Here is a 22,229-nt window from a genome sequence, read left to right on the forward strand (position 1 = left end):
CCAGTCTAGCTGTTCTATTTACAGCCTTCAATAGATCGATTAACGCTGTAAACAGACGATTCAGTCACAATTTTTCATCAGCACTGCTGTCTAATGCCTTGAGGGGAGACCCCGCGACCTCGAATTTCTGCAGGTGGGGCGGGCGCAGCGAGCGTCTCACAGGAAAGTCCGAGGCGATCGCTGGCAGTATGAGGACGGCGAGCGCTGATCCAGATCCGAAAGAAGGTGGTCGTGACTCTTCGCACACGGACAGCCGGCATTGTCGCGGTGGTGGCCCTGACGTTCCTGGCCACGGCGTGCACCCTCGGAGACACCGGCACGTCGGAACCCCCGACCACGTCACAGTCCGCGCCCGCCTCGATTGTCGTCCCCGCTGCCGACGGGGCGCCGATCAATCCGACCACCCCGATCGTGGTCACCGCGACAGGCGGCAAGCTGACCGCCGTGACCGTCACGAATCCCGCGGAGCAGAACACCCCGGTCGCCGGAAATCTCACGCCCGACGGCACGAACTGGACGAGCAGCCAACCACTCGGCTACGGCTCCACGTACACAGTCGTCGCGGACGCGGTCAACCCCGACGGCGCCCCGATCGAACAGACCTTCACCGTCACGACGTTGACGCCCGGCACCACCGCGTACGCGAACGTCGTCCCGGCACCCGAGGTCGTCGCCGACACCGGCATCGGCGTCGGCCAGCCGATGGTCTTCCAGTTCACCGCACCGGTCGTGAACAAGGCCGAGGTGCAGCAGCGACTGCACGTGACGACGACACCGCCGCAACCCGGCGCCTGGTATTGGACCGACGACCAGAACGCGCACTATCGAGCGGCGGGATACTGGGCGCCCGGCACCAAGATCCACATCGAGGCCGACGTGTACGGCGTCGATCTGGGCGACGGGGCCTTCGGCGCCGAGAACAACTCCGCCGACTACACCGTGCACGACTCGTGGGTGGCCAAGGCGGACGGCGCGAGCAAAATGCTCACCGTCTTCCACAACGGCGTCCAGGAGAACGCGATGCCGATGAGTCTCGGCACCCCCGACCACCCCTCGCACGAGGGTCCGCACGTGATCTCCGACAAGCAGCAGAGCATCATCATGGACTCCTGCACGTACGGGGTGTGCGCCGGCGATCCCGACTACTACCGCGAAAAGGTCGATCTCAACCTGCGGATCTCCAACGACGGCGAGTTCGTCCATTCGGCGCCGTGGTCGGTGGGTGATCAGGGCAGCAGCAACGTCTCCCACGGCTGCGTCAACCTGGCACCCGCCAACGCCCAGTGGATGTTCGACCATTTCGGTATCGGCGACGTCGTCGAGATCACCAACTCGGGCGGGCCGCTCCTGCCCGTGTGGGACACGTACGGTGACTGGGAGGTCCCGTGGGATCAGTGGCAGGCAGGTAACGCAACGGGATAGGAGGTGCTCGTGAGTTCACCATCCGCGGAATGTGTCGCACAGTTGAAGGCGGTTCTCCCGCACCGGGTTCATCTGCCGGACACCGACGACTACCGCACCGCGCTGGGCAGAGTGTTCTTTCCCGATGCCGCGAGACGCCGTCCGTCCTGCGTCGTCGAACCGGCGTCCGTGGAGGAGGTCTCCACCGTCATGAGGGTCGCGCACCGGACGGGCGGCACCGTCACCGTCCGCGGCGGCGGGCTGAGTTCCAACTGCGTCGCCGACGACGCCGTCATGCTCGACCTGTCGGCGCACCTGAACACGGCCCGACCCGAGGACGACCGCGTGGTCGTCGCCGGCGGCGCCACCGTGGGAACCATGCTGGACGCCCTCGCACCCACCGGCCGGGTGGTGCCGGTGGGGATCGTGGGCCACGCCGGATTCGGACTCGTCACCCGCGGCGGCGTCGGATACCTCACGCGCAGTCTCGGATTGACGATCGATCAGCTCGTCGAGGCCGAACTGGTGCTTCCGTCCGGCGAGGTCGTCCACCTGTCCGATGCCAGCACGGGCGACGAGGCGGACCTGTGGTGGGCGGTCCGGGGTTGTGCACCGTGCTTCGGCGTCGTGACGTCGGCAGTGCTGCGCACACACCCGGTGGGTCCGGTGTGGGTCGACCGGATGGTGCTCGGACTCGAAGCGCTCGCCACCTACTTCCGTGTCGCACCGACGCTTCCGCGAGACACGACGATGGGCGCGGTACTCGGTTACAGCGCACTGTCTCCCGACGAGCCCGTCCTCTTCGTGTACACCGTGTGCGCGAGCGGGGACGAGTCCGACATCGACCGCGCCCGATCCGCCGCCACCACCGTCGCCGACGTGTCAGGCAAGGTGCTGTACCGATCCGAGATGTCCGGTACGTACCTCACCGGGTTACCCGAATTCGCGCCACCCGGCCCCGACGGCGAAGAACCGGAACCGATCCGGCTGCCCGAACCGGGCGAGCGCCGTGGGTCGTTCTTCGGGAAGGCCGTCTTCACCGGACCGACCCTCGACTCCCAACTCGCGGAGGCTCTGGCCACCCAGATCCGTGGGGCGCCGACGCGGGACTGTCGTATCGACTTCCAGCACACCGGCGGTGCCCTCGCCGACGTCGGTGACGGCGACACCGCGTTCTGGGGCCGAAGCGGCGAGTGGAACATCCCGCTCAACGCCGTCTGGTCCGACCCCTACGACGGAGCCGCCTGCCTGTCGTGGGCGGGCGGCACCCTCGACGCGCTCGCACCCCACACGATCGGCGTCTACAGCGTCGAAGTGCGGCCCGGCTTCCCCGAGACCGGCGCCGAGATCGACGCGGCCTACGGCGGAAACCTTCGCCGACTGCGCGAACTGCGGCAGAGGCACGATCCGATGGGGGTGCTGACGCACTATCCGCTCTAGGGCATGCCCTAGTCGCCGATCCGCTCCCCCGTCTCCGGGTGGAACAAGTGGACCGCTCCGTCCCGCTTGTGCAGGGACACCGTGTCGGCCAGCCGCGCGGGGGTGCGGGTCAGTGACCGGGCGGTCAGTTGCGTACCGTCGCCGGCGATGTGGGTGTGGACGTAAGATTCGCTCCCGAGTTCCTCGACCAGGTCCACGATCACCTCGATGCCACCGTCCCCGGTCGACAACTCCAGCTGCTCGGGGCGCACACCGACCGTGACGGTCTCCAGTCCGGCCGCGTGCAGCGCCGACAGCTGGTCGCGCTCGAGCGCGAGCGTCGAGTTCCCGAGGCGCACGCCGTCACTGACTATGGGCATCGTCATCAGGTTCATCGCGGGCGAACCGATGAATCCGGCGACGAACGCGTTCTTCGGGCGATCGTAGAGTTCGGTCGGCGCCGAGAACTGCTGCAGCTTGCCGTTCTTGAGGACGGCCACCCGGTCACCCATGGTCATCGCCTCGACCTGGTCGTGGGTGACGTACACGGTGGTGGTGCCGAGCCGGCGCTGCAGCGCCGCGATCTGCGTGCGGGTCTGGACGCGCAGCTTGGCGTCGAGGTTCGACAGGGGCTCGTCCATGCAGAACACCTGCGGCTCCCGCACGATCGCTCGACCCATCGCGACGCGCTGGCGCTGACCGCCGGACAGCTTGCCGGGCTTCCGGTCGAGGTAGTCGGTCAGGTCGAGCAGTTTGGCGGCATCGGCCACCTTCTTCTTGCGTTCCTCCACACCGACTCCGCGCATCTTCAGAGCGAAGCCCATGTTCTCGCCCACCGTCTTGTTGGGATAGAGGGCGTAGTTCTGGAACACCATCGCGATGTCACGGTCCTTCGACGGCACCCCCACCATGTCCTTGCCACCGATCTCGATGGTGCCTTCGTCGATGTCCTCGAGGCCGGCGAGCATCCGCAGTGCGGTGCTCTTGCCGGAGCCGGACGGGCCGACGAGGACGATGAACTCGCCGTCTTCGATGTCGAGGTCGAGCGAATCGACCGCCAGCGTGTCGGCGTTCTCGTAGAGGCAGGATGCGCCCTTGTACGCGATGTCAGCCATGATTGCTCCTCAGGTGGGTACGAACGGTGGGGGAAGTGGTTGCCGGGGCGATCATTTGATCGCACCGAAGGACAGGCCGCGGACCAGTTTGTTCTGTGCGACCCAGCCGGCCAGGATGACCGGGAGCGCCGCCAGCGTCGCCGCCGCCGACAGCCGGGCCCAGTACAGGCCCTCACCGGTGATGAACCCGACGAGGAACACCGGAATGGTCTGAGCCTGAACGGCGGTGAGGTTGACCGCGAAGAAGAATTCGTTCCACGAGAAGATCACGCAGATCAGTGCGGTGGCCGCGATGCCGGGTGACACGAGCGGAAGGATCACCTCACGCACCGACGTCCACAGGCTCGCGCCGTCCATGCTCGCGGCCTCGAGCAGCTCACCGGGGACCTCGAGGAAGAACGAGCGCATCATCCACACCGCGATGGGGACGTTCATCGCCGTGTACAGGATCACCAGCGCCCAGATGTTGTCGAGCAAGCCGATGTCGTTGACGATCACGTACAGCGGGATGATCGCGGCGACGATCGGGAGCATCTTCGTGCTGATGAAGAAGAACAGGGCGTCCTTCGTCTTGCGGACCGGCCGCAGCGACAGCGCGAACGCCGCCGGCACACCGAGCACCAGCACGAGGATCGTCGACATGGCGGTCGCGAACGCCGAATTCAGCAGTGCCGTGCCGATTCCGCTGTCGAGGACCGCCTTGAACTGGTCCAGGGTGGGCGTGAAGAACAGCTTCGGCGGAGTCGTGTAGGCGTCGCCCTCCTGCTTGAACGCGGTGAGCACCATCCACGCCACGGGGAAGAAGAAGCCGAGCGCCACGATCCACGCCACCACGCTCCACGGGCTGAACTTGCGGTGCTTGCGCGCCCGCTTCGTCTCCGGCGCGGTGGGGGTGGACTCCACCGGTGCCGCCGCAGTGTCGGTACTCATCACGCTGCCTCCTCGTTACCGGTAAAGCTCTTGAAGATCAGGCGCAGCGCCAGGGTCGCGACGACGATGGTCGCGATCACGACGATGACGCCCATCGCGGCGGCCTGCCCGATGTCGAAACCGAGGAATGCGCGCTGATAGATGTAGAAGGGAAGATTGGCGCTGGCCGTGCCCGGCCCGCCCTGGGTCATCATGTAGATGGCGTCGAACGTGTTGATCAGGTAGATCGCGCCCAGCACCGCGCCGAGTTCGATGAACCGGCGAAGATGCGGGAGCGTCAGTTCACGGAACATCGCGAACGGCGTAGCACCGTCCACCCGTGCCGCCTCGAGGATGTCGCGCGGCATCGACTGCAGACCCGCCAGGATCAGCAGCATCATGAACGGGGTCCACTGCCAGATCAGGTTCACCATGACCGCGGCGAGCGGGAACTTGCTGACCCAGTCGACCTGTCCCACCCCGAACGGGGAGAGGACGAAGTTGACGATACCGAACACCGGGTCGAACATCGTGGTCTTCCACAGCAGCGCACCGGCGACCGGGGTCACCAGGAACGGGGTGATGAGCAGGGTCCGCACGATGCCGCGGCCCAGGAAGGCGCGGTCGAGCAGCAGTGCGAGCAACAGCCCGAGCACCACCGAGATGATCACGGTGCCGACGATCAGGATCACGGTGTTGACCGCGACCTCACGGAACTGGCTGTCCTGGAACACGTCCACGTAGTTCTGCAGTCCGACGAACGCCTGGGATCCCGGTCGGACCAGGTTCCAGGACTGCGTCGAGTAGTACAGCGTGAACAGGAACGGGATCTGGGTCACCACGATCATGAAGATCAGGGCGGGGAGCAACGGTCCCCGGCGACGCCATCCCTCGGCGCGGGAGACGCTGTCGTCCTTGGCCTCCCGCAGTTGCCGCACCCGGTCGGCGGTGCCGTCCGCGGTGGGTTTCTCGGCGATGGTTGTCATCGTTCCTCCCGATACGTCGCGCCGACCACCTCGGCGTACTGCTGTGCCTGGGCGAGCGCCTCGGGCACGGTCTGCTGTCCTGCGATCGCCGCGCTGATCTGCTGGCTGACGCGGGTTCCGAGATCCTGGAACTCCGGGATCGCCAGGAACTGCACGCCGGTGTACGGAACCGGTTGCACGGTGGGCGCTTCCGGTGTCGCGTTCTCGATCGCCTCGAGCGTCAGCGGACCGTAGGCCGCCGAGGCCTCTTTGTACTCGGGAATCTCGTAGGTCGACAGCCGGCTGCCCGGAGGCACCCGCTCCCAGCCGAGATCCTCACCGACCGTGCGTATGTATTGCTTGTCGGTCATCCACGAGATGAACTTCCACGCCGCATCGGGATTCTCGCTGCTCTCGGGAATGCCGAGCGACCAGCTGTACAGCCAACCGGAGTTGTCTTTCACCTCGATCGGCGCTGGCGCGTAGCCGATCTTGCCGACGACGGCGCTCGACGCCGGATCCTCCAGCGTGGACACCGCGGACGTCGAGTCGTACCACATCGCCACCTGACCCTGAGCCAGCTGCGTGGCGCACTCACCGAAACCGCTCGTCGCGGCGCCCGGCTCGCCGTACTCGCGCACCAGGTCTACGTAGAACTGCACCGCGCGTTCCACCTCCGGGCTGGTCAGCTGAGCGTTCCAGTCCTCGTCGAACCAGCGGCCACCGAACGTGTTGATGACGGTGTCGAGGGGTGCGAGCAATTCACCCCAGCCCGGCTTGCCACGCAGGCAGATGCCGGCCATGTCGTCGGAGTCGAGTTGCTTTGCCGCCGCTGCGACCTCGGTCCAGGTCGGCTTCTCCGACAGGGTGATTCCGGCCTGCTCGACCAGGTCCTTGCGGTACATCAGGAACGAGGATTCGCCGTAGAACGGCACCGAGTACATGTTCCCCTCGTAGGACAGGGATTCGCGCAGGGTGGGGATGAAGTCGGCCTCGTCGTAGCCCTCGGTGGCCTGCGCGTACTGCGACAGGTTCTTCAGCCAGCCGTACTTGGCCCACTGCGGGGTCTCGTAGTTGCTGATCATCACGACGTCGAACTCGCCGCCACCGGTTGCGGTGGATGCCGTGATCTTCGCGCGCGCCTGGTTCTCCGACAGCGTCACGAACTTCAGGTCGATGTCGGGATTCTCTTCCTCGAACTGCGAGGCGAGCTTCTGGGCATCCTGCATCTGTGAGTTGGAGACCATCGCGATGGTGATGGTCTGGTCCGACGCGCCCAGCGTTCCTGCGCCCGCGCATCCGCTCAGCGTGAGGCAGAGCGCGCCCGCGCCGGCTACCAGCATCGTCGCCGGTTTCCTGTTTTTCTTCACCGATCTTCACCTCTCTTGCGTGGTGCTACTGATCGAGCAGCCAACGCGCGCATTCGATGTCGCAGACCAGCATCTTGGCCAGTCCGCCGTGGAGGGCACCCAGTGCCGCTTGGTGTTTGGCGACGCCACCCGTGACGAGGATCGATCCCCCGCACGCACGGATGTCGTCGAGTGGAACGGACATGGCCCGTTCGTCCAGAGGGCCGGCGACTTCGGTTCCGTCGAGCCGGTAGAAGCGCCCACCGACTTCGCCGACCGCGCCGAGGCCGGTGAGCACGGACAGCATGTCCGTGTCGATGAAGCTGCCCTCGAACAGGGTGGTCGACGTGGAGACGGCGCCCGTGCCGAACATCATCATCTCCGCCGTCCGCCCAGCCTCGAGCGCCTTGGAGATGACGGAGTCGCCCCGCATGGATACCACGGTCGATGCGTCCGCGTACAGGGGAACGGGAAGCCGAACAGTGTTGGCCTGCAACTGCTCCGCGCACCTACCCAGGACGTACTCCGTTCCGGTCTGGTAGTTGATGGCACTCACCGAACCGTCGAGCTGGACGACCGACGCGCACGTGGCCGCCCCGGACGGCAACCCCTGCGCGACGGCGACCGTCTCGGGCCCCCACGTGAATCCGAGGGTGTCGCCTTCCCGGATCCGGCGCACCAGCAGGGACGCGGCGGCGCGCCCGACCCCGGCGAAGCTGTTGTGGTCGTCGATCGAACCGGCGGCGTCGACGGAATCGGCGACCACCACCGCCTCGACGAGGCTGTACTTCTCCTCGAGCGCACGCTCCTCGTCCGAGCGCAGCGAATCCCGCAGATGCGCGGGAGCCTGCACCTCGATGCGTACCAGGCCCTGCGTCCGGGCCCGTGCCACCAGCCGGCCCGCCGTCGGGCGGGAGACACCGAGGCGTGTCGCGACCTCGGCCTGCGTCATTCCGTCCAAGTAGTACAGCGTTGCAGCGCGCAACGCGAGGCGTAGATCCTCCGTCGTGGACGGCGGCGGCGACGCGATGAGAGACGGCGTCTGGGCCGTCGGATTGGGGGACGTCACTGATTCTCCTCGCCATGATCCCGAGCCCGTCGAGTGTGTCTTCGGAGCCTCGAGAAACCGTGAGCAAATGATCACTATGCGTTCATCTGCTCAATACGCTAGCATCGAAGTGTGACCCACACAACACTCCCTTCCGATATCCCCAGGACGATGCGTGCCAGCGTGCTCGTCGAGCCGGGTGTCATCGAGATCCGGGAACGCCCCGTCCCCACTCCCGGCCCCGGCGACGTCCTGATCCGCGTGGCCTCGGTGGGCGTCTGCGGATCGGACGCCCACTACTACCGCGAGGGCCGGATCGGTGAGTTCGTGGTCGACCAGCCGATCGTGCTGGGCCACGAGGCGTCGGGCACCGTCGTCGGTGTCGGTGCCGGGGTTCCGGCAGCGCGTATCGGGCAGCGAGTCTCCATCGAACCGCAGCGCCCCGACCCGGACACCGAGGAATCGCGGCGCGGTCTCTACAACTTGTGCCCGCACATGCAGTTCTATGCCACCCCGCCGATCGACGGGGCGCTCGCCGAGTACGTGACCATCGGCTCGGCATTCGCCCATCCGATTCCGGCCGAGATGTCCGAGGACGCGGCCGCGCTGTGCGAGCCGCTGTCCGTGGCCATCGCCACCACCCGCAAAGCCGGCGTGACGGCCGGATCCCGCGTCCTGATCGCGGGAGCGGGACCGATCGGGATCGCCATGGTGCAGACGGCCCTCGCATTCGGCGCCACCGAAGTGGTCGTCTCGGACCCCGATCCCCGGCGACGTGACGTCGCAACGAAATTCGGTGCCACCGCGGTGCTCGACCCCCGCGAGCAGGACGTCGCGGGACTCCACGTGGACGCGTTCGTCGACGCGTCCGGCGCCCCGAGCGCGGTGCTGGCCGGGATCCAGGCCGTCCGGCCCGCGGGATCCGTGGTTCTGGTGGGCATGGGCGCCCCCGAGATGACACTGCCGGTCCAGACCATCCAGAACCGAGAGTTGGTGCTGACCGGGGTATTCCGCTACGCCAACACCTGGCCGACGGCGATCGCCCTCGCGCGGTCGGGGCGGGTCGACCTCGATTCGATGGTCACCGGAAGATTTCCGCTCGCCGAGGCGGAGCAAGCACTGAACGCAGACCGGACGCCGGGCAGCCTCAAGGCCGTCGTACGCGTCCAGGAATGAGGAGAGACCGATGCAACTGTGCGCGCAGGCACTGCAGCAGTTCGACGACACCGTGCAGGTGCCGAATTACGATCGAAGCGACATCACCGTAGGGATAGTGCATTTCGGTGTCGGCGGATTCCACCGCGCACATCAGGCGATGTACGTCGACCGGTTGCTGCGACGCGGGGAGGCCCGCGAGTGGGGCATCTGCGGGGTCGGGGTCCTGCCCGGTGACCGGCGGATGAAGGACGTCCTCGACGCGCAGGACGGCCTGTACACGCTGGCGCTGCGACACCCGGACGGCACCTGGGACGTGAGCGTCATCGGGTCCATCGTCGACTACCTCTTCGCTCCGGACGATCCCGAGGCCGTGATCGAGAAGATCGCCGCGGAGACCACGAAGATCGTCTCGCTGACGATCACGGAGGGCGGCTACAACTTCACCCACGACACGGGCGAGTTCGATGCCGAGAACCCGGACGTCGTGCACGACCTCACCGACGGCGCCGCCCCGCGGACCACGTTCGGACTCGTCATCGAGGCCCTGGCCCGGCGCCGCGCGCGCGGCTTGCCGTCGCCGACCATCATGTCCTGCGACAACATTCAGGGCAACGGCGACGTGGCCCGCAAGATGTTCCTGGCCTACGCAGAGTTGAAGGATCCCGAACTGGCGGCGTGGATGCGCGAGGAGACGTCCTTCCCCAACTCGATGGTCGACCGCATCACGCCCGTCACCACCCCCGAGGTGACCGAGGCGCTGTCGTCGCGGTTCGGCATCGACGACCGGTGGCCCGTCGCCGCCGAACCGTTCACGTCGTGGGTGCTCGAGGACGCCTTCCCGCTCGGTCGCCCGGCATTCGAGGACGTCGGCGTCCAGGTGGTCGACGACGTCGAACCCTACGAACTGATGAAGCTGCGCCTGCTCAACGCGAGCCACCAGGGCCTCTGCTACTTCGGATACCTGTCGGGATACCGGCTCGTGCACGAGGTCGCGCAGGATCCGCTCTTCGCCGACTTCCTGCTCGCGTACATGGACGAGGAGGCCACGCCCACCCTGGCGCCGGTGCCCGGAGTCGACCTGGACGACTACAAACGCACGCTCATCGAGCGCTTCTCCAATCCCGAGATCCGCGACACCGTCGCCCGCCTGTGCGCCGAGTCCTCCGACCGCATCCCGAAGTGGCTGCTGCCGGTCATCCGCGAGAACCTGGTCGCCGACCGCCCCGTTCGACTGTCCGCCGCGATCGTGGCGAGCTGGGCCCGGTATGCCGAGGGAGTCGACGAGAACGGCGAACCCATCGACGTCGTCGACCAGTTGAAGGACTCCCTCGTGCCGATCGCGCGCAGCCAGCACGAGAATCGCACGGCCTTCATCGAGAACCAGTCGGTCTTCGGTGACCTGGCCGAGAATCCGCGCTTCGTCACCGCGTATCTCTGGGCGCTGGACTCGCTGTACAGCGTCGGTGCACGGAAGACGCTCGAGGCTCTGCGTGAGAAGGTGCAGTCATGAGTCTGGTCATCGGTGAAGCCCTCATCGACATCGTCACGGCGAGCGACGGCACCACCACCGAGTACGTCGGCGGTAGCCCGCTCAACGTCGCGGTCGGTCTCGGCCGGCTGGGCCGTCCGGTCGAATTCGTCACCCGGATCGGTGACGACACGAGGGGCGGTGCGATCGTTCGGCACCTCGAGCAGTCGGGGGTGAGCCTCGCGCCCGGCAGTGTCACCGCGCAGCGAACGGCGACGGCCCACGCCACCCTCGATTCCGCCGGATCCGCCACCTACGAGTTCGACATCGAGTGGGACCTTCCCTCCCCCAGCGGGTCATCTACCCCGTCGCTCGTTCACACCGGTTCCATTGCCGCCGTGATGGAACCTGGCTGCGACGTCGTCGCAGACATGCTCCACCGCCGCCGCTCGTCCGCGACCATCAGCTACGACCCCAACGTGCGACCGGTGTTGATCACCGACAAGGCACGTGCCCGGCAGCGGATCGAGCACCTCGTATCGATCTCCGACATCGTCAAGGTCAGCGACGAGGACCTCCGCTGGTACGACCCCGACCGAAATCCCGTCGACATCGCCCGCGAGTGGCTGTCCCGCGGACCGGCGATGGTCGCGGTGACGAAGGGCGCCGAGGGCGCATTCGCGGTCTGCGCGGCCGGACTCGTCGAGGTCGCGGCCCGCAACGTCGAGGTGGTCGACACGGTCGGCGCGGGCGACGCGTTCATGGCCGGACTCCTCGACGGGTTCTGGTCGCACGGCTTCCTCGGCGCGGAGAGCCGCAACGCACTCCACGCGATCGCCCCGGAGGAGGTGCGGAACGTACTGGACAATGCCGTGCTGATGTCGGGTCTCACGGTCGCGCGTGCCGGGGCGGATCTGCCCACCCGCGAGACACTGGACCGCGCGGCAGGTGTCCGGCAATGATCCTCGTCGCGGGCATCGATTCGTCCACCCAGTCGTGCAAGGTGATCGTCTGCGACGCCGACACCGGTGAGTTCGTCCGCGAGGGCAGGGCGCCGCATCCGGACGGCACCGAGGTCGACCCGCAGGCGTGGGCTGCGGCTCTCGACAGCGCCATCGCCGCCGCCGGCGGACTGGACGACGTCGCCGCGGTGTCGGTCGGTGCGCAACAGCACGGCATGGTGTGCCTCGACGACGCCGGAACGGTCGTGCGTCCGGCGTTGCTGTGGAACGACACTCGCTCCGCCGACGCCGCCGCACAGCTGGTGGACGATCTCGGTGGTCCGGACGCGTGGGCGGACGCGGTGGGGGTGGTGCCCCTCGCCGCGATCACCGTCAGCAAGCTGCGCTGGCTGGCTGATTCCGAACCGGCGAACGCCGACCGGACGTCCACGGTGTGCCTGCCGCACGACTGGCTCGGCTGGCAGCTCACCGGCAGGTCCGATCTCGGCACCCTGGCCACCGACCGCGGTGACGCCAGCGGAACCGGATACTTCTCCGCGGCAACGGATTCCTACCGCCCCGACCTGCTGTCGCTGGCACTGCGCGGACGCACCGCCGCCGTGCCGCGCGTGGCCCGCCCGGCCGAGCGGATCGGGGAAACCCGATGGGGCGCCGCCGTCGGTCCCGGCACCGGCGACAACGCCGCCGCCGCACTCGCCCTCGACGCCCAGGAAGGCGACGTCGTCGTCTCGGTGGGAACGTCGGGTGTCGTATCCGCGGTGTCCGTGACACCGGCGAACGATCCGGGCGGTTTCGTCGCCGGCTTCGCCGACGCCACCGGACGTCAACTGCCCCTCGTGTGCACGCTGAACGCCGCCCGGGTGCTCGACGCGACCGCCTCGCTGCTGGGCGTCGATCACGAGGAACTGTCGCGGCTGGCGCTGTCGGCGCCGTCCGGCAGTGGCGGGCTGGTGATGGTGCCGTATTTCGAGGGTGAGCGCACCCCCAACCGTCCGAACGCCACCGGCTCCGTCCACGGACTGCGGCTGGCCAATTCGACCCCCGCTCACCTCGCTCGCGCGGCAGTCGAGGGGCTGCTGTGCGGCCTGGCGGACGGCATCGACCACCTGATCGCCCAGGGTGTCACGGTGCGTCGCATCCTCCTCGTCGGGGGCGGCGCCCGCTCACAGGCACTGTGCGAACTCGCGCCCGCGATCTTCGGGGCGCCGGTCCTGGTGCCGCAACCGGCGGAGTACGTCGCGATCGGCGCCTGCAGGCAGGCGGCCTGGACGCTGGCCGGGACCCCGGAACCACCCCAGTGGGATCAGACGTCCACCCAGCGTTACGAGGCCGACCCGGCACCCGAAGTGCGCGAACGGTATTCCTCCGTGAGGCGCTGACGCGCCTGTGCGTGGTTAACGAGTCTCTGGACTCCTTAACCACGCACGGGTGGCTACGCCACCTTCACCAGCATCTTCCCGACATTTCCGCCGTGCATGAGCTGCAGGAACGCGTCGACCGAGTTCTCGATGCCGTCGACGACGGTCTCGTCGTGGACCACGTCGCCGGACGCGAGCCACGGTCCCATCTTGGCGGCGAACTCGGGGAAGACGTGCGTGTAGTTGCCGAGGGTGAAGCCCTCGAGGGTGAGCCCGCGGCTGATGATGTTCACCATGTTGTCGGGGCCCGGCGTGCGCTCGGTGGCGTTGTACGCGGAGATGGCACCGCAGAGGGCGGCGCGTCCGCCGTTCCGCATGACGTCGAGCGCGGCCTCGAGGTGGTCGCCGCCGACGTTGTCGAAGTAGACGTCGATGCCGTCACCGGCGAGTCCGCGAAGCTGCTCGCGCACCGGTGCCTGCTTGTAGTCGAATGCGGCGTCGTATCCGTAGCGGTCGGTCAGCAGGGCGACCTTCTCGGCGGACCCGGCGGATCCGATGACGCGCGACGCGCCCTCGAGTCGTGCGATCTGCCCGGCGGCGGTCCCCACCGCACCCGCGGCGCCGGAGATGAACACGGAGTCGCCGGGCTTCAGGTGGGCGATGTGCACGAGTCCGACGTAGGCCGTGAGCCCGGTCAGTCCGAGAATCCCCAAATAGGCCGAGATCGGCACTCCCGGAATCTCTTCGACGACGCGGAACGCCGAGGCGTCACCCTGCGCGACGTCCCGCCACCCGAGGTCGTGAACCACCACCGAGCCGACCGGATGCGTGGCGGCGGTGGATTCGACGACGCGACCGACAGCTCCGCCGGTCATCGTCTCGCCCAGCGCGAACGGCGGGATGTACGACTTCACGTCGTTCATCCGGCCGCGCATGTACGGGTCGACCGAGACGAACTCGTTGGCCACGCGCACCTGGTCGGGCCCGAGGTCGGGCAGCTCGACGGTCGCGGTGCGGAAGTCGTCCTGGGTGGGCCAGCCCACCGGCCGGTTGATCAGCTGAATCTGGGTGCTCGTCGTCATGGGTGTTCCTTTCGATACTTCTGAGGTCACAGCGCCAGTCCGAGCGCGAAGAGGAGTACCGCGAGCAGCGGAAGTGTTCCCTGCGTGATCGCCGCGCGAGCCTTGTCGGGCGACGACAGCAGGAGCACGAGGGCCGCGAGGAGCATGGAGCCCGCGCCGGCGAAGACGAGAGCCGCACCGACGGCGGTCGCGCCGATGATCACGGCGACGATGCCGACTGCCGTCACGATCGCCAAGAAGAGGTTGTAAAAGCCCTGGTTGAAGGCAAGCTCCTTGGTGGCCGCGGCTTCTTCGGCAGTGGTCCCGAACGTCGCGCGGGTGCGCGGAGCGGTCCAGAGGACGGACTCGAGCACGAAGATGTACACGTGCAGCGCACTGGCGAGCGCGGCAAGAACAAGACCCGCGGCGACCATACGAAACTCCTCCTCGTTCTGAACTGACCATTTCAATATATACTGAAATGGTCGTTTCACAACCGGGAGTGAGGATCGTCATGCCGCGCACGCAGGATTTCGACACGGCCGAAGTGGTCGGCCGCGCCCGCGACCTGTTCTGGGACAAGGGCTTCGAAGCCACGTCGATACCCGACCTCGAGCGCGTCACCGGACTGAATCGGTCGAGCCTGTACAACGCGTTCACCAGCAAACGCGGACTCTTCGACGCCGCCGTGCACGACTACCTGGACCGGGTGGTTCGCCCGCGCCTCCGCATCCTGACCGACGAGCCGACCCGCCCCGACGCCGCCGAGCGCTACTACCGCAGCCTCGCCGGCGCCCTCGCGTCCCTCCCCGACGAAACCCCCGGACGCGGCTGCCTGCTGCTCAACAGTGCCGCAGGTTTCGCCGCACACGACGACACGCAACGGTCCGTCGTCGACGCATACCAGCGCGAACTGTCCGGAGCGCTCGCCCACGCTCTCCGGGCCCACGACCCGGACGCGTCGACGGCCACCCTGGCACACCGGACCCGGCTCCTGACATCACTGTCCGTCAGCGCGCTCCTGCTGTCGCGGGTCAACCGGGACGAAGCCGTCGCGGTCGCGAACACCGCTGTCGAGCAACTGGAGGAATGGCGGCCCACCTCCTGACGTGAGTGGCAAAGTGTGCCCCGACACGCTTTGCCACTCACATGGCGGTGACCCAGTCCGCCATCACGTCCGCCAGCGCCTCGGCGCCGCGGTTGCAGTCGTCCGCTTCGGCGAACTCGTCGGGCGAATGGGACACGCCGGTGGGGTTGCGGACGAACATCATCGCGGTGGGCACCTTCGCGGACAGGATTCCGGCGTCGTGCCCGGCAGCGGTCGGGAGGACGGGAATGTCACCCAGGTGGGCGAGTGAGCGGCGCAGTCGTTCCCGGGTCGAGTGTGGGAACTCGACGATCGGCGTGACCGATTCGGCGTCGACCTCGAGACCGATACCGTCGGCGGCCGCGTAGGCCTGCGCCTCGGCGGTGATCTGCTGCACCAGCTTCGTCAACGTCTCCTCGTCGGCGGCCCGCGCGTCGAGCCACGCCCGCACCTCCGACGGAATAGCGTTGGCACCGTTGGGAAGTACCCGCACCTTGCCGAACGTCGCGACCGCCTCGTGCAGCGTCGCGGCGGTCCGGGCCGTGTGGACCGAGGACGCGAACGCGAGCATCGGGTCGCGGCGGTCGACGAGCCGGGTGGCGCCGGCGTGGTTGGCCTCCCCCGAGAACACGAACTGCCACCGGCCGTGCGGCCAGATCGACGAGGCCACGGCGATGGGACTGTCGATCAGGTCGAGGGCGCGTCCCTGCTCGACGTGCAACTCGACATACACGCCGACGCGGTCGACCAGGTCGGGGTCCTCGCCGAGATGGCGCGGGTCGCGGCCGGCGCCGACCAGTGCTTCGCCGAGGCTGATGCCGTCGTTGTCCCGCAGCGCCAGGGCGCGTTCGGGTGCCAGTGCCCCGGTGGACAGTTGCGAGCCGACGCACGCGACACCGAACCGTGCGCCCTCCTCGTCGGAGAACGCAGTGACCGCCACCGGACGCGTCGGCGTGATCCCCCGCTCGCGAACGAGGTCGATCGCGGCGAACGCGGACACCACCCCCAGCGGTCCGTCGTAGGCGCCGCCGTCGGGCACCGAGTCGAGGTGCGATCCGGTGACGAACGCGTCGCGAGGATCGCCGTCCCAGCCCTCGGGCATCCACCACGCCCACAGATTGCCGTTGCGGTCCTCCTCGACGCTCATGCCACGAGCCTGCCCACAGTCCGAGAACCATTCGCGCAGCGTCATGTCGGCGTCGTTCCACGCAAATCTTCGGTATCCCCTGGTCGACTTGTGCTGTCCCACATCGAGGATGCTCGCCCAGAGCGAATCGAAGGAAGTCATGTTCTCGGTCCTCTACTCATAGTTCCAAGCCGGTAGGCGCTTCGCGCCCGTGCGCCTTTCTGGTTGCTCCAGCTACCAAAAAGGCGCACGGGTGGCGGAGCCGCCTACAGGGCGCCGGGGATCCAGGTGGTTCCGGCGAGGGGCACGCGGGCCATCGCCGACGCCTCGACGGTGAGGGCGACGAGGTCCTCGGGTTCGAGGTTGCGCAGGTGCGACTTCCCGCAGGCGCGGGCGAGGGTCTGCGCCTCCATGGTGAGCACCCGCAGGTAGTTCGCGAGCCGGCGTCCGCCCTCGACGGGGTCGAGGTTCTTCGACAGTTCCGGGTCCTGGGTGGTGATGCCGGCGGGGTCCTTGCCGGCCTGGAAGTCGTCGTAGAACCCGGCCGCCGAGCCCAGTTCCTCGTACTGCTTCGCGTAGCGGGGGCTGTTGTCGCCCAGCGCGATCAAGGCGGCGGTGCCGATGGCGACGGCGTCCGCCCCGAGCGCCATGGCCTTCGCGACGTCGGCGCCGCTACGGATGCCCCCCGACACGATGAGCTGTACCTTGCGATGCACCCCGAGTTCCTGCAGCGCCTGGACCGCCTGCGGGATCGCGGCCAGGGTGGGGATGCCGACGTGCTCGATGAACACGTCCTGGGTGGCGGCGGTGCCGCCCTGCATGCCGTCGACCACGACGACGTCGGCGCCGGCCTTCACTGCGAGCTTCACGTCGTAGTAGGTGCGGGTGGCGCCGACCTTGATGTAGATCGGCTTCTCCCAGTTGGTGATCTCGCGCAGTTCGATGATCTTGATCGCGAGGTCGTCGGGACCGGTCCAGTCGGGGTGCCTGCAGGCCGACCGCTGGTCGACACCCATCGGGAGGGTGCGCATCCCGGCGACGCGTTCGGTGATCTTCTGTCCCAGCAGCATTCCGCCGCCGCCGGGCTTGGCGCCCTGGCCGAGGACGATCTCGATGGCGTCGGCCTTGCGGAGGTCGTCCGGGTTCATCCCGTACCGGGACGGCAGGTACTGGTAGACGAGGTTCTTCGACTGCCCGCGTTCCTCGGGGGTCATGCCGCCGTCACCGGTGGTGGTGGATGTGCCGACCTCGCTGGCGCCGCGGCCGAGGGCTTCCTTCGCCTGCCCGGACAATGCCCCGAAGCTCATGCCGGCGATGGTGATCGGGATGTCCAGGTGCAGCGGGAACTTGGCGTTGCGGTCGCCGAGCACGACGTCGGTGTCGCACTTCTCGCGGTAGCCCTCGAGCGGGTACCGCGACATCGACGCGCCGAGGAACAGCAGGTCGTCGAAGTGCGGCAGCTTGCGCTTGGCACCCCAGCCGCGGATGTCGTAGATGCCGGTCTCGGCGGCCCGCTGGATCTCGGAGATGACGCCGCGGTCGAACGTCGCCGATTCGCGCAGGGCCGGGTTCGGGGTGTTCATGACGGTTCTCCTAGTACGCGCTGGCGTTGTCGACGTGGAAGTTGTAGAGCTTGCGGGCAGAGCCGTAGCGAGTGAACTCGGACGGGTCGGCGTCGAAACCGGCCAGATCCAGCAGTTCCCGCAGTTCCGTCAGGTGCTCCTCGCGCATTTCCTTCTTGATGCAGTCGGCGCCGAGGGAGGCGACGGTGCCGCGCACGTAGATGCGGGCCTCGTACAGCGAGTCGCCGAGGGCCTCGCCGGCGTCGCCGAGAACGACGAGACGCCCGGCCTGACCCATGAACGCGGACATGTGGCCGATGTTGCCGCCGACGACGATGTCGACGCCCTTCATCGAGATGCCGCAGCGCGCAGCGGCATTGCCGTCGATCACGAGGAGGCCGCCGTGGGCGGTGGCGCCCGCGGACTGCGACGCATCACCCTTGACGTGCACCGTTCCCGACATCATGTTCTCGGCGACCCCGACTCCGGCGTTTCCGGTGACGGTCACCGTCGCGTGCTGGTTCATGCCGGCGCAGTAGTAGCCGACGTGCCCGTCGATGGTGACGTCGATGTCGGAGTCGAGGCCGCAGGCCAGCGCGTGCGCGCCCTGCGGGCCGGTGACCGTGACCGTCTTCGGGGCTTCTGGGGAGGTGAGCCGCTCGTTGACGGCACGGGTACTCGACGTCTCGAGGTTCAGGACAGTCGCTTCGGTGGTGGCTACCGGTGCCATACGTACACCTCTTCCGGTTCGGGCTCGAAGATTCGGGCGTTGTCGACGCCGGGCAGGTTCGCCAGGGCGCGGTATTCGGAGGCCATCGCGACCCACTGGTCGGTCTGGGCGATGACGGCGGGCTTGCAGGAGATGGCGTCCCGGACCACGGCGAACGAGTCGGCCGTCGAGACGAGCAGGGTGTAGAAGCCGTCGAACGTCTCGTTCAGCATCAGCAGCGCCTTCTCCAGGTCGACGCCCTCGGCGAGCTGCTTGGCGACGAACCGCGCCCCGACCTCGGTGTCGTTGGCGCTGTCGAACGCGACGCCGTCACGTTCGAGCTGATGCTTGATGCTCATGTGGTTGGAGAACGAGCCGTTGTGGACGAGGCACTGGTCGGGGCCGACGGAGAACGGGTGCGATCCCTCGGCGGTCACCGCGGATTCGGTGGCCATGCGGGTGTGCGCGACACCCTGCCATCCGCTCGCCGACGGCAGCCCGAACCGGTTCGCCAGGTCGATGGGGTTTCCGACGCCCTTGAGAACGGTCAGGTCGTCACCGAAGCCGATGACCCGCGCCGACGGCACCACGCTGCGCACTGCCGCCGCGAGATCCTCGGCGCCGACGACGCCGTGCAGGATCGTCGTCGGGGACAGGTCGATTCCGGTGACGGTGGTGTCGAGTGACGCCGACAGCGTTGCGGCGAGTTCCGCTGCGGGGACGGGGCAGTCGAGCAGCGAGACCGTGGACTCCCCGACCGGGGACCAGGCCTGGTCCCCGTAAATCGCCATGCCTGCGGAATCGGGTCCGCGGTCGCACATCTGACCGAGCATGTCGGTGAGCAGGGCGCCGAGTTGTGGGTAGAGGGACGGCTCACGCAGGTGAAGTCCGACGATTCCACACATGGATGTCTCCTTTCGGGAGGTCTGTCAGAACGCTGTCAGGTAGTGGTCGAGTTCCCAGGGGGAGACGGTGTTGTGCCAGGCGAAGAACTCCTCGCGCTTGAGTGTCGCGAAGTACTCGGCGACCCCGGGGCCCGCGACGTCGAGGGCGCCCGTCACAACCGGATCCGATTCCAGGGCGTCCATCGCGTGCAGCAGCGTCATCGGCAGCATGTCGCTGGGACTGTCGCCGGAGCCGGGGGTGCCGGGGTCGAGATCGCGTTCGATGCCGTCCAGGCCGGCGGCGATGGCGGTGGCCGCGGCGAGGTAGGGATTGGCCGAGCCGTCGCCGCCGCGCAGTTCCACCCGGTTCTTGTCCGGCACCCGGAGGTAGTGGGTGCGGTCGTTGCCGCCGTACGTGGCGTAGCGAGGCGACCAGGTGGCGCCGCTGCTCGTGGACGTGGCGCCGGTCCGCTTGTACGAGTTGACGGTCGGCGCGATCACACCCTGCAGCGCGCACGCGTGCTCGAGGATCCCCGCGATGAACGCGTACGCCGTCCTCGACAGTCCCAGCCCCTTCGGATCGTCGCCGTCCGGAAACACCGAACCGGCGTCGTTCCACAGCGACAGGTGCAGGTGCATGCCGGACCCGGTGCGGTCGGAGAAGGGCTTGGGCATGAACGTGGCCTTCATGCCGCGCTTCTCGGCGATCACCGACAGCAGGTACCGGGCGGTGATCACCCGGTCGGCGGTGGTCATGGCGTCGGCGTAGTCGAAGTTCTGCTCGAACTGCCCGTTGCCGTCCTCGTGGTCGTTGGCGTAGTTACCCCAGCCGAGCGTGTTCATCGCCGCGGACACCTCGGTCAGATGGTCGTACATCCGGGTGACGTCGCGGGCGTCGTAACACGGCTGACGGCTGACGTCGGCGGTGTCCGCGGTGGTGAGGGCGCCGTCTCCGACGCGGTGGACGAGGAAGTACTCGATCTCCGCGCCGACGTTGACGGACAGGCCGAGATCGGACGCCTTCTTCAGCGTCTCCTTCAGGATCACCCGCGGCGCATACGGCCAGGGTTTACCCTCCACGTGCGGGTCGCAGTGCACGATCGCCAGTCCAGGCTTGACGAACGGGATCGGCGTGAACGACGAGACGTCCGGTACGGCGACGAGATCGGAATCCTTGGGCTCCTGCCCCATGTGCCCCGCCGCGTACCCGGCGAAGCCCACGCCGTCGTCCTGAAGCTGCTCGACGGCCTCGATCGGGACCAGTTTGGCGCACGGCTTGCCGGACAGCGTCACGAACAGGGCGAGGATGAAGGTGGTTCCGGTGGCCCGGGCCACCTCGGACAAGGTCTGCGGTGGGGTTGTCACGATGTTCTGCGCGGTGAACGCGTCAGCAGTGTCGACAGCCATGGGTAGCTCCTGAACTGGTGGTCTACGGGTGAGGGGGTCTGTGGGTCAGCGCATCTCGCCGGCACCCTCATAGGGGTGCAGGCTGAAGAGGAGGTCGTCCTCCTCGAAGCGTGAGTAGCGGAAGTCGGACGGCTCGACGTTCGGGAGGCTGGTCGTGCCGTCGTCGAGGAGCATGTCGGCGACGAGGCGGCCGACCGCCGGCGAGATCTTGAAACCGTGACCGGAGAACCCGGTGGCCAGGAACAGTCCGTCGACCGGTGCGGGTCCGATGATCGGGTTGTAGTCGGGAGTGACGTCGTACGCGCCGACGTAGCTCGAGGTGATCCGCGGATCGGGCATGTCGGGCAGACGGTTCCCGAGCTTGCCGATGTTCTTCTCGATGGTGCTGTCGTCCGCGCGGTTGCTGTACTTGTCGGGGTCGATGTATTCGGGCGCAGCGTGGTCGCTGTTGCCGACGAGCAGTTCACCGTTCGGCTCGCGGCAGATGTATTGCAGTCCGGCCAGGTCCGACAGCACCGGCACCTCCGGAGTCGGAACACCCTGATCGATCAGGACAAGCTGCGCCCGTTGGGCTTTCACCGGGATGTCGACGCCGACACCGGCGCCGAGTTCGGGGGCCCACGGACCGGTCGCGAGGATCACCTGCTCGGCATGCACTTCGTCGCCGTTCGCGAGCGTCACCCCGTAGACGCGGCCGTCCGCGCTCTGCAGCAGCGATGCCACCGGCGTGCTCTGGCGGATCGTGACGCCCAGCTTGCGGGCCGAGGCACCGAACGCCATGCCGGCCATGTACGCCTCACCGCGGCCACCGAGGGGCTCGTACGCGAAGGCGGCGAAGTCGTCGAGATGCAGCCCCGGCCACAGTTCGGCCATCTTGTCGTGGCCGATGTAGTCGACGTCGATACCGAGGCCCTGCATCATCGCGACGTTCGCCTTCAGCGGGTCGATGTTGTTCTCACCGACGCCGACCACGTATCCGCACTGGCGGAATGCCATGTCGTCGCCGAAGATCTCGGTGGCCCTGGTGAAGATGTCGACGCCGTACCACGACATCGCCGCCAGCGACGGCGTCCCGTAGTGGCACCGGACCACGCCACTGGACTTGCCGGTCATGCCCGAGCACAGGGTGTCACGCTCGAGGACCAGGACATCGGTCTCTCCGCGGTCCGCGAGCGACCACGCGATGGCGAGACCTTCGAGTCCCCCACCGACGATCACGAACTTTGCTGTCTGTGTCACGT

Annotated in this window: 20 protein-coding genes; 7 read left to right on the forward strand and 13 right to left on the reverse strand. The window is 67.6% G+C overall.

The features are described 5' to 3' along the window. Window positions 1-225 precede the first annotated feature (225 nt). Together QM806_RS30960 and QM806_RS30965 are read left to right on the forward strand one after the other, a co-directional pair. The gene (locus tag QM806_RS30960; RefSeq protein WP_283293912.1) at window positions 226-1,422 is read left to right on the forward strand and encodes a L,D-transpeptidase; all 1,197 of its coding nucleotides are present in this window, start codon (window positions 226-228) and stop codon (window positions 1,420-1,422) included. Between the two features lie 9 nt (window positions 1,423-1,431). Next, window positions 1,432-2,841: an FAD-binding oxidoreductase gene (locus tag QM806_RS30965; RefSeq protein WP_242322637.1), complete on the forward strand. Its 1,410-nt coding sequence runs from the start codon at window positions 1,432-1,434 to the stop codon at window positions 2,839-2,841. Between the two features lie 8 nt (window positions 2,842-2,849). On the opposite strand, the gene QM806_RS30970 is transcribed toward QM806_RS30965, so the two are convergent. The 5 genes from QM806_RS30970 to QM806_RS30990 are packed head-to-tail and all read right to left on the reverse strand — an operon-like array spanning window position 2,850 to window position 8,227. After that, window positions 2,850-3,935 carry an ABC transporter ATP-binding protein gene (locus QM806_RS30970; protein ID WP_005569879.1) on the reverse strand — a complete coding sequence of 362 codons (1,086 nt, stop codon included), beginning with the start codon at window positions 3,933-3,935 and terminating at the stop codon, window positions 2,850-2,852. A gap of 51 nt (window positions 3,936-3,986) precedes the next feature. Beyond that, a complete protein-coding gene (locus tag QM806_RS30975) occupies window positions 3,987-4,865 on the reverse strand; it encodes a carbohydrate ABC transporter permease (RefSeq protein WP_005261017.1) in 879 nt (292 codons plus the stop codon). After that, on the reverse strand, window positions 4,865-5,830 hold the full coding sequence (locus QM806_RS30980; protein WP_283293913.1) for a carbohydrate ABC transporter permease: 966 nt from the start codon (window positions 5,828-5,830) through the stop codon (window positions 4,865-4,867). Before QM806_RS30980 ends, QM806_RS30975 begins: the two co-directional genes overlap by 1 nt. Then, complete coding sequence (locus QM806_RS30985) at window positions 5,827-7,152, reverse strand: ABC transporter substrate-binding protein (RefSeq protein WP_054245618.1); 1,326 nt, start codon at window positions 7,150-7,152, stop codon at window positions 5,827-5,829. The genes QM806_RS30980 and QM806_RS30985 overlap by 4 nt, the downstream gene beginning before the upstream one ends. 52 nt (window positions 7,153-7,204) lie before the next feature. Next, a complete protein-coding gene (locus QM806_RS30990; RefSeq protein WP_054245619.1) occupies window positions 7,205-8,227 on the reverse strand; it encodes a sugar-binding transcriptional regulator in 1,023 nt (340 codons plus the stop codon). Window positions 8,228-8,377: 150 nt separating this feature from the next. Here QM806_RS30990 and QM806_RS30995 point away from each other — a divergent pair, with 150 nt between their 5' ends. The 4 genes from QM806_RS30995 to xylB are packed head-to-tail and all read left to right on the forward strand — an operon-like array spanning window position 8,378 to window position 13,173. Beyond that, the gene (locus tag QM806_RS30995; RefSeq protein ID WP_133986754.1) at window positions 8,378-9,382 is read left to right on the forward strand and encodes an NAD(P)-dependent alcohol dehydrogenase; all 1,005 of its coding nucleotides are present in this window, start codon (window positions 8,378-8,380) and stop codon (window positions 9,380-9,382) included. A gap of 10 nt (window positions 9,383-9,392) precedes the next feature. Further along, window positions 9,393-10,874, forward strand: a complete 1,482-nt coding sequence (locus tag QM806_RS31000) for a mannitol dehydrogenase family protein (RefSeq protein WP_005569874.1) — start codon at window positions 9,393-9,395, stop codon at window positions 10,872-10,874. Further along, window positions 10,871-11,794 (forward strand): carbohydrate kinase family protein, encoded by a 924-nt coding sequence (locus QM806_RS31005; RefSeq protein ID WP_054245620.1) that lies wholly within the window; start codon window positions 10,871-10,873, stop codon window positions 11,792-11,794. Before QM806_RS31000 ends, QM806_RS31005 begins: the two co-directional genes overlap by 4 nt. Beyond that, complete coding sequence (gene xylB, locus QM806_RS31010; RefSeq protein WP_242322614.1) at window positions 11,791-13,173, forward strand: xylulokinase; 1,383 nt, start codon at window positions 11,791-11,793, stop codon at window positions 13,171-13,173. The genes QM806_RS31005 and xylB overlap by 4 nt, the downstream gene beginning before the upstream one ends. Before the next feature lie 53 nt (window positions 13,174-13,226). Here xylB and QM806_RS31015 read toward each other — a convergent pair whose 3' ends face one another. Together QM806_RS31015 and QM806_RS31020 are read right to left on the reverse strand one after the other, a co-directional pair. Beyond that, window positions 13,227-14,234: an NADP-dependent oxidoreductase gene (locus QM806_RS31015; RefSeq protein WP_054245622.1), complete on the reverse strand. Its 1,008-nt coding sequence runs from the start codon at window positions 14,232-14,234 to the stop codon at window positions 13,227-13,229. A gap of 26 nt (window positions 14,235-14,260) precedes the next feature. Continuing rightward, window positions 14,261-14,647, reverse strand: a complete 387-nt coding sequence (locus QM806_RS31020; protein WP_005569867.1) for a DUF1304 domain-containing protein — start codon at window positions 14,645-14,647, stop codon at window positions 14,261-14,263. An 80-nt stretch (window positions 14,648-14,727) separates the two neighbouring features. Between QM806_RS31020 and QM806_RS31025 the strand changes: the two genes are divergently transcribed. Next, window positions 14,728-15,321, forward strand: a complete 594-nt coding sequence (locus tag QM806_RS31025) for a TetR/AcrR family transcriptional regulator (RefSeq protein ID WP_043791435.1) — start codon at window positions 14,728-14,730, stop codon at window positions 15,319-15,321. A 37-nt stretch (window positions 15,322-15,358) separates the two neighbouring features. Here QM806_RS31025 and QM806_RS31030 read toward each other — a convergent pair whose 3' ends face one another. The 6 genes from QM806_RS31030 to QM806_RS31055 form a co-directional block, all read right to left on the reverse strand. Then, window positions 15,359-16,588: an allantoate amidohydrolase gene (locus tag QM806_RS31030; protein ID WP_265146439.1), complete on the reverse strand. Its 1,230-nt coding sequence runs from the start codon at window positions 16,586-16,588 to the stop codon at window positions 15,359-15,361. Between the two features lie 104 nt (window positions 16,589-16,692). Further along, window positions 16,693-18,009, reverse strand: coding sequence for an FMN-binding glutamate synthase family protein (locus QM806_RS31035; protein WP_005569862.1), 1,317 nt, complete (start codon window positions 18,007-18,009; stop codon window positions 16,693-16,695). Between the two features lie 10 nt (window positions 18,010-18,019). Continuing rightward, complete coding sequence (locus tag QM806_RS31040) at window positions 18,020-18,718, reverse strand: GltB/FmdC/FwdC-like GXGXG domain-containing protein (RefSeq protein WP_005569860.1); 699 nt, start codon at window positions 18,716-18,718, stop codon at window positions 18,020-18,022. Then, window positions 18,706-19,602 carry a class II glutamine amidotransferase gene (locus QM806_RS31045; RefSeq protein ID WP_005255995.1) on the reverse strand — a complete coding sequence of 299 codons (897 nt, stop codon included), beginning with the start codon at window positions 19,600-19,602 and terminating at the stop codon, window positions 18,706-18,708. Before QM806_RS31045 ends, QM806_RS31040 begins: the two co-directional genes overlap by 13 nt. A gap of 24 nt (window positions 19,603-19,626) precedes the next feature. Beyond that, window positions 19,627-20,988, reverse strand: a complete 1,362-nt coding sequence (gene glnT / locus QM806_RS31050) for a type III glutamate--ammonia ligase (protein ID WP_133985271.1) — start codon at window positions 20,986-20,988, stop codon at window positions 19,627-19,629. A 45-nt stretch (window positions 20,989-21,033) separates the two neighbouring features. Beyond that, window positions 21,034-22,227 (reverse strand): NAD(P)/FAD-dependent oxidoreductase, encoded by a 1,194-nt coding sequence (locus QM806_RS31055; protein ID WP_283293919.1) that lies wholly within the window; start codon window positions 22,225-22,227, stop codon window positions 21,034-21,036. Window positions 22,228-22,229: the final 2 nt, after the last annotated feature.

This window comes from Rhodococcus sp. IEGM 1351 (genome assembly GCF_030056875.1).
In the GTDB taxonomy this organism is placed as follows: Bacteria; Actinomycetota; Actinomycetes; order Mycobacteriales; family Mycobacteriaceae; genus Rhodococcus_F; species Rhodococcus_F opacus.

Coding starts and splice junctions, on each gene's coding strand:
- QM806_RS30970 (WP_005569879.1), bottom strand. CDS start 3,935: ATGGCTGACATCGCGTACAAGGGCGCATCCTGCCTCTACGAGAACGCC.
- QM806_RS30975 (WP_005261017.1), bottom strand. CDS start 4,865: ATGAGTACCGACACTGCGGCGGCACCGGTGGAGTCCACCCCCACCGCG.
- QM806_RS30980 (WP_283293913.1), bottom strand. CDS start 5,830: ATGACAACCATCGCCGAGAAACCCACCGCGGACGGCACCGCCGACCGG.
- QM806_RS30985 (WP_054245618.1), bottom strand. CDS start 7,152: ATGCTGGTAGCCGGCGCGGGCGCGCTCTGCCTCACGCTGAGCGGATGC.
- QM806_RS30995 (WP_133986754.1), top strand. CDS start 8,378: ATGCGTGCCAGCGTGCTCGTCGAGCCGGGTGTCATCGAGATCCGGGAA.
- QM806_RS31000 (WP_005569874.1), top strand. CDS start 9,393: ATGCAACTGTGCGCGCAGGCACTGCAGCAGTTCGACGACACCGTGCAG.
- QM806_RS31005 (WP_054245620.1), top strand. CDS start 10,871: ATGAGTCTGGTCATCGGTGAAGCCCTCATCGACATCGTCACGGCGAGC.
- xylB (WP_242322614.1), top strand. CDS start 11,791: ATGATCCTCGTCGCGGGCATCGATTCGTCCACCCAGTCGTGCAAGGTG.
- QM806_RS31015 (WP_054245622.1), bottom strand. CDS start 14,234: ATGACGACGAGCACCCAGATTCAGCTGATCAACCGGCCGGTGGGCTGG.
- QM806_RS31020 (WP_005569867.1), bottom strand. CDS start 14,647: ATGGTCGCCGCGGGTCTTGTTCTTGCCGCGCTCGCCAGTGCGCTGCAC.
- QM806_RS31025 (WP_043791435.1), top strand. CDS start 14,728: ATGCCGCGCACGCAGGATTTCGACACGGCCGAAGTGGTCGGCCGCGCC.
- QM806_RS31030 (WP_265146439.1), bottom strand. CDS start 16,588: ATGACTTCCTTCGATTCGCTCTGGGCGAGCATCCTCGATGTGGGACAG.
- QM806_RS31035 (WP_005569862.1), bottom strand. CDS start 18,009: ATGAACACCCCGAACCCGGCCCTGCGCGAATCGGCGACGTTCGACCGC.
- QM806_RS31040 (WP_005569860.1), bottom strand. CDS start 18,718: ATGGCACCGGTAGCCACCACCGAAGCGACTGTCCTGAACCTCGAGACG.
- QM806_RS31045 (WP_005255995.1), bottom strand. CDS start 19,602: ATGTGTGGAATCGTCGGACTTCACCTGCGTGAGCCGTCCCTCTACCCA.
- glnT (WP_133985271.1), bottom strand. CDS start 20,988: ATGGCTGTCGACACTGCTGACGCGTTCACCGCGCAGAACATCGTGACA.